We start from the raw sequence: 10,190 nt of genomic DNA on the forward strand, positions 1-10,190 counted from the left end.
AGCCTGATCTGTGTGGTGGAGCAGCCTGCCGATATGGCGTCCATCGAAAAGTCAGGCGCCTTCAGGGGACGATACCATGTTCTAGGGGGTGTCCTTTCCCCCATGGATGGCATCGGTCCCAAGGATATCAAAATTGCGGAACTGGTGGCCCGGGTAGAAAAAGAAGGTCTGCGCGAAATTATTCTGGCCACCGGCACCAATGTGGAGGGTGAATCCACGGCCGCCTATATTGCCGGGATCCTGATCTCTCTGCCGGTGAAGGTTACCCGTATCGCTTCGGGCGTACCCATGGGTGGAGATTTAAAGTATGTGGACCAGGTGACCCTGAAACGCGCGCTGGAGAGTCGACATGGCATCTGACAACCAAAAGGCCTGTGAGGAGGTGTTTGTCTGCACCCGGTGCGGCGACTGCTGCAAGGGGTATGGCGGCACCTATCTGTCCACGGCGGATATTGATGCAATCGCCCGTTATGTGGGGGTGTCGGTGCACAGGTTGTTGGCCCACTATACCCGTAAGTCCGGGGGCAGACATCTGATCGTGCAGGGCGACGACGGCTACTGCATCTTCTGGGATAAGGTGTGCACCATCCATCCGGTAAAGCCCAAGATGTGCCGGCAGTGGCCCTTTATCAACAGCATTCTGGTGGATGTGGACAACTGGCGGGCCATGGCGGTGTCCTGTCCGGGTATGAACGCCGACGCACCGGATCAGACGATCATCACCTGCGTGAAAAGGGCCTTGATGCAATAATTCCAGTGGTCAGCGCCACTGCTTCTCATCCATCACCCGATAAACGGACTCCCCTTGCATCTTTGTGTCGTCCCGGCATAAGACGCCTCTATCTTCCAGCCGGCCCAGTTCCCGTTCAAGGGTGGCCCGGGTGCCGTTCCATTTAGCCTGCAGGGTCGTCCGGGTGATCGCTGCACCCGCATCGGCCACCGCGCAGCACAATAGATACAGTGACACCGTCTCGACGCCCAGATTCATCGAAAAAATTTTCTGGCTCATGGCCGGTCCTGCTGAATTGCGCTCCATGATTTTCTCCCGGAAGCTATTCCGTTCGCCTGGTTTCTGCTGACAAATGGAGCACAATCGATGCGGATATGCAAGCGGTTTCCACCGGTTGAACACGGTGCCGGCTGCGTGCATCGCGGTGCCGCGACGGGCTTCACCCGACCATGGTGTACTTGGGACCGGCTATGAGCAGGTTGTTGGAGATGGTGGACTGGATTTTTTCCATCATGCTGCCGAACATGATGTCCTTGATAATTCCGTGGCCGTAAGCTCCCAGTACGACCAGCGCATCGTGGGGCACCTCGTACAGGTTGTCTTCAAAACGGTTTTTTTCGAAAAATGTCCACTGCCTCAGAACATGTTTCAGTGCTTTTTCCAGGTCTCTTTCCTGGACAACGGCCCGATATTCAGACGGCGATTTATTACCCACCTGGGTGTAGATGTCCAGGGGCATACCCGTCTCTCTGGTGATCCGGATTCCCAGCCGCAAGGCATTGACCGCATTGGCGGATCCACCAAAAAATACGGCGACGCTGTGCCAGGGTTTGTAAATCGGACTTGAAATGAGCACCGGGAATCGGGCTGCCTGGACGATGCGGCGAACTCGCGGGCCGATGTACCCCAGGCCGATCTTCGAGGAGAGATCGCTGATGCTTCGCGGACAGCACATGAATTCAAAACTGGTGGGAATGTCGGGCAAGGTCGAGGCAGTATAGTTTTTAGGCTCGAAAAACTCAGGCTTGATCTTTGCGGTCTGGAGCAGATACGCCACATGGGCGACGGCGGTCTCGGGATCGTTTAGGTAGGATGGATCCAGATCGACCTGCACCACGTCATTTTCGAAGTACATTAAAAACTTCGTCGATTTCGGAACATAAACGGTCGGCAGTACGCTCATTTTCTGGCAGAAATAGATGGACTGGAGCAGGGTTTCTCTGCCCAGGGGGGTGTTTCTGAAAATATGAAATAATTTCTGCGTCATGCTCCATTCTCCTTCCTTCGTTCTTGGCTCCTGATTGCCGCCGGCAGGTGATATTCGTTCAAAAGCGGCCGGTCTGCACCATCAGTTCTTTCCTGTACTGGTCCAGCAAGGTGGCTTTGGATATCATGCCCAAAAAACGGTTGTCCGCAACCACAGGCATACTGAAAATGTGGCCTTGATCCATTTTCTGCAGCACGTCGGACAGATCATCATATAGGGACACCGTTTGAATGTGGGTGTTCATCAGCTGGCCGGTCAGCACCGCATGGTGCATGGCCGGATCGAAGAGGTAGGGCCTGATGTCATCCAGCTGAATCATCCCCAAAAAGCGGCCGGTTGTCGGGTCCTCCACGGGGAAGTAGTTGCGGTGGGAGGACTTGACAATATCGATGAATTTTACCAGACGCATGTCGGGATGGACGCAGATACAGTCTGTCTCGAGCAGTTCCTGAATGCTCAGGTCGGCCAATACGCGGGCGTCTGTACCGGGCCTTAGCAGCTGCCCCTGTTCCACCAGATCCTTGAGGTAGAAGGATGCCGGTTCCACGTAATGGCAGAGTGTGGTTGAGATAGCCGATACGACGATCAGCGGAAGGATGACCTCGTAGCCACCGGTAATCTCAATCACCAGAAAGATGCCCGTAAGCGGTGCCTGCAGGATGCCGCTGATGAGGCCGGCCATCCCCAGCAGGGCAAAACAGCCTTCATTGACCCATTGGACGGAGGACCAGACCGATGCCAGGAAGCGGTGGAAACTCAGTCCCACGAATGCACCGATTACCAGGCAGGGGGCAAAAATTCCTCCGGAACCGCCCCAGCCCAATGTCAGTGCGGTGGCCAGAATCTTGAATACGGCGATGACGGCCACCAGCATCAAGCCTCCCGTAAAGCCGCCTTCGATGGCTGTCCGTATGGCATGATAGCCTTCACCGAGAACATAAGGCAGGAAATAACCGATGACACCAACCATGCAGCCGCCGATGGCGGCGCGAACCCACAGGGGCAGGGCGACGCGCTTGGACACATGATGCATGGACCGCAGTGCCCGGGTTAACAGGATGGATGCCAGCGCGCATATAATGGCCAGCCCCACGCAGGCCGCAATATCGTTGTAATGGATGTTGAAGGCTCTATGCGCAAAGGCGATCTGGTTGCCCTTGAGCAGGCGGCTCACCTCGGTTCCGGCCACTGCGGCAATGGCGATTGGGATGATGTTCATGGTGCGCCACTCACCCAGAATGACTTCAATGGCGAACACCATGCCGGAAATGGGGGCGTTGAATATGGCCGCGATGGCGCCGGCCGCACCGCATCCCACCAGCGCCACCCGCTGGCGGTCGTTGAGGGAGAAGGCCCTGGCGATGTTCGATCCAATCGCCGCGCCGCTCATCACCACTGGGGCTTCAGGTCCGGCCGACCCGCCGCTGCCGATGGTCAGGCAACTGGAGATCAGGCGCGAAAAACTGGAGCGCAGGCGTAACAGCCCACCGTAACGGGAAACGGCGTAGATCACTTCCGGAACACCGTGGCCGGCGCCTTCGTTGACGATTTTATCCAGAAACAGGGAGGAGAGAGCCGCCCCGACTGCCGGTAGAAAGATGGCCCACCAGTACACCCGGTAGGGATGCAGCCATTCCAGCATGGTTTCCAGGCTGCGGTTTAACAGCAGGGCCGCCAGCCCACTGCAGATGCCCACAAGGACGGCAAATACCATCAGCAGAAGCCGGTCATCGGACCTGAACAGCGACCAACTCCCCGGGTATCTCATTTTTCTAAAAAAGCGTGACATGAGGATCAGAGGTTGTCCAACTGCTTCTCAGACGCGGCAACATGCGCATAAAGCGTCACCGAATCAGGCTGCCGGCGCAAGAAAGCGACAAATGCTTTATCCCGGATGCAATAGGAGAGTCTTGACAGCAGGTGCAGGTGATGTTTGACCGTCGGGCTGATCAATAGGAAGAAAACAAATACCGGTTGATCGTCAATGGCGTTGAAACGGATTGGTTTTTCCAGAAAACAGGTGACAATGGCCGCTGCCTCGGGAGGTCGGGAGAGTGGATCCCTGGGGTGGGGAATGGCAATACCATCGCCTATGCCTGTCGAAGCCAACCGTTCGCGTTCGATCAGTTTTTCAAACAGCTCATCCCGGATGTCCGCCGGGAGAAAGTCGACGCAGCCGACCGCCGATTTCAAGGCATCGGCTGCATGCGATCCGGTGATCCGATGACAACCCTTTCCCCGCTGCATGGCCGAAATCAGCGAGTCGTGTGTTTCGGGTGCATGTTCGTCTGACTGCGCACCGTTCAGAGAAAATGATAAATTATGTGTGGCGGACCATCTTTCCAGCGCCGCATTTGAAAAAACGACATCGTCCCCGCTGCGCTGGATGGGAATTCTTCCCTGCCGGATCCACCGTTCCAGGGTAGATGCGGGCAAGTCTAAAGCACTGGCTACCGTTTTGATGGGTAGTTTCATGATGGTACTCCGCCGAACGATTTGCAAAACTTTTAAAAAAGATGAAAATTACGCTGATTGTGCCTATTAATCAAGGGTTGGTGTCATCTTTTTTCTGTCGGCGAAAAGGCCCTGGCACTCAAGTGCCAGTTGAATGCGTGTCTGCGCAGCCATGTCCTCTCTAAGCAGGGTGGCCCGGGTTGCTGCCAACTGTCCGTTTAGCTCGGCTACCCGGATTTCGAGATCCTGGATTGTCTCTGCGGATGTCTTCTCGGTGACATCCATGGCTTCACGAAGATCGCTGGCGTTTTTGATAAGCATTTTCAGGTTGCGTATTTTATCCAGCCGCAGGAACAGCTCGTCGAAATTGATGGGTTTTTGCAGATAATCCACGGCGCCCTTTTTCATGGCTTCAATGGCATTGGCCACGGAAGCGTGGGCCGTGATCAGGACGACCTCGGTTTTGATGTTGATCCGTTTGGCTTCCTCCAGTACGCCGATGCCGTCCACCCCGCCCGGCATGATCAGATCGGTGAGTACCACATCGAAAAATCGCCGGGCGATTTTTTCGATGGCCACCAAACCGTCTTCAGCGGTATCCACGCTGTACTCCTCACGGATCAGTCGTTTGCTCAACAGGGTCCGGGTGACCGGATCGTCGTCGACTACAAGAATTTTCAGGTTTTTCATTGCTGTCTCTCCCTGGTGAAGTCGGCCAGGCCATGGGGTGGCACCAATCAGCAGTGCCCCGTCATCAAATCAACTGATAGTAGATCGATCGCAGGTGACGCTTGGGGATAAAACGCGGACATATGCCGGTCAGTGATTCGGTTGAGCCGACGAGGAGATAGCCGTCGGGCTCCAATGCATCCGCAATTTTATCAAATAGTTTTTTCCGATCCTGAAGGGTGAAGTAAATGGCAACGTTCCTGCAAAAAATTATATCGAATTTGCCCAGTCCTACAAACGGCTGCATCAGGTTTATGTGCCGGAAAGAGGCCATGGCCCGGATCTCGTCCTTGATTTTCCAGTTGCCGCCAGCTGGTGTGAAGTAGCGCTGGAGCTTCTCCTGGGGAAGGCCCCGTTCGATTTCAAACCGGTTGTAGATGCCGGCACTGGCCTGGGCAACAGCGGCATCGGAAAGATCGGTACCCATCAGCGCTATTTTCGGGTTGCCGTTATGGCCTAAAAGTTCTTTGATAACCATGGCGATGCTGTATATTTCCTGGCCGGTGGAGCAGGCACTGCTCCAGATTTTGAGGGTCGCGGCACCCGGCCGGGACCCTTGGGCGGAGCGGGCGTCGATGAGATCAGGCAAAAGCTTGTATTTCAGGAGGTCAAATGGTGTCGTGTCCCGAAAAAAAAGCGTTTCGTTGGTGGTGATGGCATTGATGATCTTCTTTTGAATAACCATGCGTGGGTCTGATTTGGCCTTGTGGTATAGTTCACTGTAAGACTTGCAGCCCTCCTCCACCACCAGTTTCCCCAAGCGGGTCTCCAGCAGATAGGCTTTTGAAGCATCAAGGTTGATGCCAGATACATGGTAGATATAGGTGGAGAGAATTTTAATTTCTTCCGGACTGATTTTTACCATGATCTTCCCTGAGGCATGGGTGGGTGATCCCGTCGGGTGTTTCTCGCGGTTGCTAACCCACACGGACGGTTCTGACGATCCTGTCGGCGATCTGATTCAGTGGCAGGACCGCATCCGCCAAGCCGGTTTCCACCGCCGCTTTGGGCATGCCGAATACCACACAGGTGGCCTCATCCTGGGCGATGATTGTCGCGCCGCTCTGTTTCAGGAGTTTGAGTGCCTGGGTGCCATCCGATCCCATGCCGGTCATGATTACGCCGGTGGCCCTCCCCACATAGTGATGTGCAACGGATCGAAAGAGATAATCCACGCTTGGCCTGCAGCTGTTTTCGGGCGGATCGTCTGTGATTTTGATGATGCGGTTTTTTCCATCGGCTCCGGCGACGATTTTCATCTGTTTCCCACCGGGTGCAATCAGGGCGGTGTTGGGCAAAACCGGCTCGCCTTGCGTGGCTTCTCTCACGGCGATGGCGCACTTGCCGGCCAGGCTGTTGGCCAGGGATCGGGTGAACATGGGTGGCATATGCTGAACGATCAAAATGGGGACACCAATGTCCCCGGGGATCATGGGCAGCATTTTTGCCAGTGCGTTGGGGCCGCCGGTTGAGATGCCGATGGCGATGATTTCCGCCTTGGATCGATTCAGCGCTGCGGTGAACGGGCGCGCTGCGAGGGCCTGTATTTTCCGGCCCGCCGGGATGGCGGCCGATTTTCCCTGACCGGCTTCAGGCTTTGACAGGCCCATGATCCGTGTGCTTCTTTGAAAGGCACGGATCATGGGGGCAATGGCGGATTCGATTTTGTGGCGGTTTTCCGCCATGGTGCCGGTCTGGGGTTTTGGAATGAAGTCAAATGCACCCAGTTCCAGTGCCTTCATGGTCATGGCCCCGCCCTCTTGGGTCAGGGTGCTGAGCATGATCGCCCCGATATGCGGGGCATGCTGTTGGATATGCGCCAGTACCTCGATACCGCTCATCTCGGGCATTTCGATATCCAGCGTAAGCAGATCGGGCTTCAGGGAGGTTAGTCTGCTGATGGCTGCTTTCCCGTTGTGGGCGCTTCCGACCACCTCCACGCCAGGGAGGGTGGCAAGCACATCGCTGACGATTTTGCGGTACAACACGGTGTCATCCACCACCATGACCCGCAAGGGTTCGCGATTCGTCATTGGCGTGCCGTCCTCATTGAACCGCGATAGCCAGCGCATTCCCCGCGGCTTGCCGCGGGGAGGGTTCAAGGCGGACATCCGACGCTGAAATCGCCAAAGCAAGGCCGGGGGATTCTTTATTTATCATTTTCCAGCACCTTTTCGACATCCAGGATGCCGATGAGCCGCGCTTTGGTCTTGAACACGCCCTTGAAGAATTTTCCCTGGACGCCGCCGATATTTGCAGGCGGTGGCTCGACCTTATCCAAATCCGCCTCCACCACATCACTGATGCGGCTGACGAGCAGACCGATATATTCGTCTTTGGAGTTGACAATGATGTTCCGGCTCATGTCGTTCATCTCGGTTGCGCCCAGATCTATCTTCTTGCCCAAATCGATGATGGTGACGATCTGCCCGCGCAGATTCAGAATCCCCATCACATAGTCCGGTGCCTGGGGCACCGTGGTCATGTCCATGAGTTTATTGATTTCCTGTACCTTGAGAATGTCCATGCCGCAAAGGGCTTTTCCTACGTAAAAAGTGGCCATTTCAATGGTTCGGCTTGCCATTTTTTTCCCCTCGTGTGGTTTGGTCCCATGTCTGGTTGTCCAATCGACCCCCGCGGCGGCCGCAGGTGCGCCGGAGTCGGCGCCTGCACCCAACCGGGCCGGTTATGATCCGGCCGCTTGCATGCTGGTTAAAAAACCATAAATGCTGCGGATCAATTTCTCCCGGTCAAGCTTGATCTGATAGTCACTGATTCCGGCCTGGCGCCCTTTCTCGATGTCTTCCTCACCGGCAAGGGTGGTCAGTGCGATGACGGGTAGGTGGGCGTATGCAGGGGCCCCTTTGATGCGACGGGTCAATTCGAATCCGTTCATGTTGGGCATCTCGATATCGGTTACCACCAGTGAAATCTCGTCGGCGTGCTTCTGCAAAAGTTCCCAGGCGATGGCCCCGTCTTCTGCTTCGATAACCTGGTACCCCTCATCCTCCATGTAGCTCTTCACCTGGTTGCGGAAAAAGTTCGAATCTTCGGCAAAGAGGATTTTGGCGGTTTCACCGTTTGGATTGGTTGCGGCGGTCATATTTTCAAACCATTGCGGATTCAAGGTCTGCACAATCTCGTAGACGTCCACCATCAAGGTGGTGTGGTCATTGATGATCGCGGATCCCATGATCCCGGGCTGCTTTAATGTCAGGCCGTCCACGTCCAGCGAGAACTCAATGGCGTCCACCGGACCGATGGCCAGCAGGCCGATCTCCTTGCCGCAGATAATAAAGACGATGACCAGCAGGTCTTCAACGTCGGCAATCGGTTTGACCCTGGCCACTTCGTCAACCGAGAACAACGGCAGACTGTTGCCGCGGTAGCGGATGACGCGCCTGCCCCCGACCGTTTCAATATCGGTGGCCTTGATCTTTTCGATTCTTTCGACCACGTTCAGGGGGGCGGCGAACTGCTCATTTTCGGCGCTGCGAAAAACCAGCAGGGACTGGCGGTCTTTCTGCTCGCGGATGGCCTGCAGGTTTGCATGGGCCACTTCAGCCGCACGGGAAGAGCCTTCGATAGAGGTCAGTCCGGCCATCTGGGCCAGGTTGGCCACATCGAGAATGAGTGCGACCCGGCCATCCCCCATGATGGTGGCGCCGGCGTAACCCTTGCATTTTTTGAGATCCCTGCCCAAGGGCTTGACGACGATCTCTTCCGAGTCGTGGAGTGCATCCACCACTAGTCCGTATTTCATGGCACCCGTGGATACAACCACGATATTCAGGGCGCTGGCTGCGTGATAGCGGCGCTCTTTGGCCTGTCGCAAAACAGTGTCCGCGCTTTTGGCTTGGGTCGTTTGGTTTGGGGACGCGTCGAAATCGTCATCCTTGAACAAAGGACTCTTTTTTGATCGTCTGTCGGCCAGGGACTTGCGCCGGTCCCCTCGATTGCGACCGGTTTTGGGATCGATAAAGATGGATTCGGTGTCGATCACCTCCGCGAGCTTGATCAGCGGCAGCAGGTTGCCCCTCAGGCGCACCACTTCCGCATCGCCTACCCGTTCAATTCGGTCCTTCACCTGGTCGGCGGGGATGCGCAGCAGTTCCTCCAAGTTGACCTGGGGAATGGCATAGCGCTCGTGACCGGTCATGACAATCTGGCAGGGGATAATGGCCAGGGTGAGTGGAAGCTTGATCCGTATGGTCGATCCTTTGCCCGGTTCCGAGTCGATGTCGATGATGCCGCCGAGTCTGTCCAGGTTGGTCTTGACCACGTCCATGCCCACCCCGCGGCCGGACACGTCGGTGACCTTTTCGGCCGTGGAAAAACCGGGCAGGAAGATGAGATTGGTCCGTTCCTTGTCGGACATGACCTTGGCCTGGTCTTCGCTGATCAGCCCCTTGTCCAGTGCCTTTTGGGCCAATACCTGACCGTTGAGCCCTTTGCCGTCGTCGGAAATTTCGATGTTTACCTGGCCGGCTTCGTGGTAAGCTTTCAAAACGACTTTTCCCAGTGGGTTCTTCCCGGCGCCTCTGCGGGTTTCCGGCAGCTCGATGCCGTGGTCCACGGCATTGCGCACCAGATGCGTCAGTGGGTCTCCGATAGCTTCGATGATGGTTTTATCCAGTTCAACGTCTTTGCCTTCCAGCTGCAGATCCACCTTTTTCCCCAGCGATTGGGAGAGGTCACGGACCACCCGCGGGAATTTGTTGAACACGTTGCCGATGGACTGCATCCGGGTCAGCATGATTGCTTCCTGGAGTTCGGACGTGATCAGATCGATCCGTTGACCGGCAATTTCAGCCCCCCGGTGATCTTCTGAACTCATGGATTGAAGCAATTGGTTGCGGCTGAGCACCAACTCGCCGGCAAGCGTCATCAACTGATCCAGGAGGCTCACATGGACGCGCAAACTGGTTTCGGTTTCTGTTTTTTTGCCTGTGGCTGCCTGCTGCATGGGTGGGGGTATTTCGCCAGGGGCAAGGGCTGCCGCCGGTTTCG

Annotated in this window: 11 protein-coding genes; 2 read left to right on the forward strand and 9 right to left on the reverse strand. The window is 55.9% G+C overall.

The window, feature by feature from the left end; all coding sequences use genetic code 11:
- Positions 1-360, forward strand: a 360-nt coding sequence (locus tag R6V78_RS07265) for a recombination mediator RecR (protein ID WP_410288672.1), incomplete at its 5' end; no start/stop codon positions are given.
- Positions 350-751, forward strand: coding sequence for a YkgJ family cysteine cluster protein (locus R6V78_RS07270; protein ID WP_410288673.1), 402 nt, complete (start codon positions 350-352; stop codon positions 749-751). The genes R6V78_RS07265 and R6V78_RS07270, both read left to right, overlap by 11 nt.
- Before the next feature lie 9 nt (positions 752-760).
- On the opposite strand, the gene R6V78_RS07275 is transcribed toward R6V78_RS07270, so the two are convergent.
- The 9 genes from R6V78_RS07275 to R6V78_RS07315 form a co-directional block, all read right to left on the reverse strand.
- Positions 761-1,036 (reverse strand): hypothetical protein, encoded by a 276-nt coding sequence (locus tag R6V78_RS07275; protein ID WP_410288674.1) that lies wholly within the window; start codon positions 1,034-1,036, stop codon positions 761-763.
- Between the two features lie 133 nt (positions 1,037-1,169).
- Positions 1,170-1,997: a universal stress protein gene (locus R6V78_RS07280; protein WP_410288675.1), complete on the reverse strand. Its 828-nt coding sequence runs from the start codon at positions 1,995-1,997 to the stop codon at positions 1,170-1,172.
- A 58-nt stretch (positions 1,998-2,055) separates the two neighbouring features.
- Positions 2,056-3,711 carry a chloride channel protein gene (locus tag R6V78_RS07285; RefSeq protein WP_410288676.1) on the reverse strand — a complete coding sequence of 552 codons (1,656 nt, stop codon included), beginning with the start codon at positions 3,709-3,711 and terminating at the stop codon, positions 2,056-2,058.
- Positions 3,712-3,791: 80 nt separating this feature from the next.
- Positions 3,792-4,472 carry a PTS sugar transporter subunit IIA gene (locus tag R6V78_RS07290; protein WP_410288677.1) on the reverse strand — a complete coding sequence of 227 codons (681 nt, stop codon included), beginning with the start codon at positions 4,470-4,472 and terminating at the stop codon, positions 3,792-3,794.
- Positions 4,473-4,538: 66 nt separating this feature from the next.
- Complete coding sequence (locus tag R6V78_RS07295; protein ID WP_410288678.1) at positions 4,539-5,141, reverse strand: response regulator; 603 nt, start codon at positions 5,139-5,141, stop codon at positions 4,539-4,541.
- A gap of 64 nt (positions 5,142-5,205) precedes the next feature.
- Entirely contained in the window at positions 5,206-6,045 is an 840-nt protein-coding gene (locus tag R6V78_RS07300) for a CheR family methyltransferase (RefSeq protein WP_410288679.1), read from the reverse strand.
- 52 nt (positions 6,046-6,097) lie between these two features.
- Entirely contained in the window at positions 6,098-7,213 is a 1,116-nt protein-coding gene (locus R6V78_RS07305) for a chemotaxis response regulator protein-glutamate methylesterase (protein ID WP_410288680.1), read from the reverse strand.
- Between the two features lie 116 nt (positions 7,214-7,329).
- Entirely contained in the window at positions 7,330-7,764 is a 435-nt protein-coding gene (locus R6V78_RS07310; protein WP_410288681.1) for a chemotaxis protein CheW, read from the reverse strand.
- A 102-nt stretch (positions 7,765-7,866) separates the two neighbouring features.
- Complete coding sequence (locus tag R6V78_RS07315; RefSeq protein ID WP_410288682.1) at positions 7,867-10,146, reverse strand: chemotaxis protein CheW; 2,280 nt, start codon at positions 10,144-10,146, stop codon at positions 7,867-7,869.
- Positions 10,147-10,190: the final 44 nt, after the last annotated feature.

It is taken from the genome of Desulfosarcina sp. (assembly GCF_046496365.1).
GTDB lineage: Bacteria > Desulfobacterota > Desulfobacteria > Desulfobacterales > Desulfosarcinaceae > Desulfosarcina.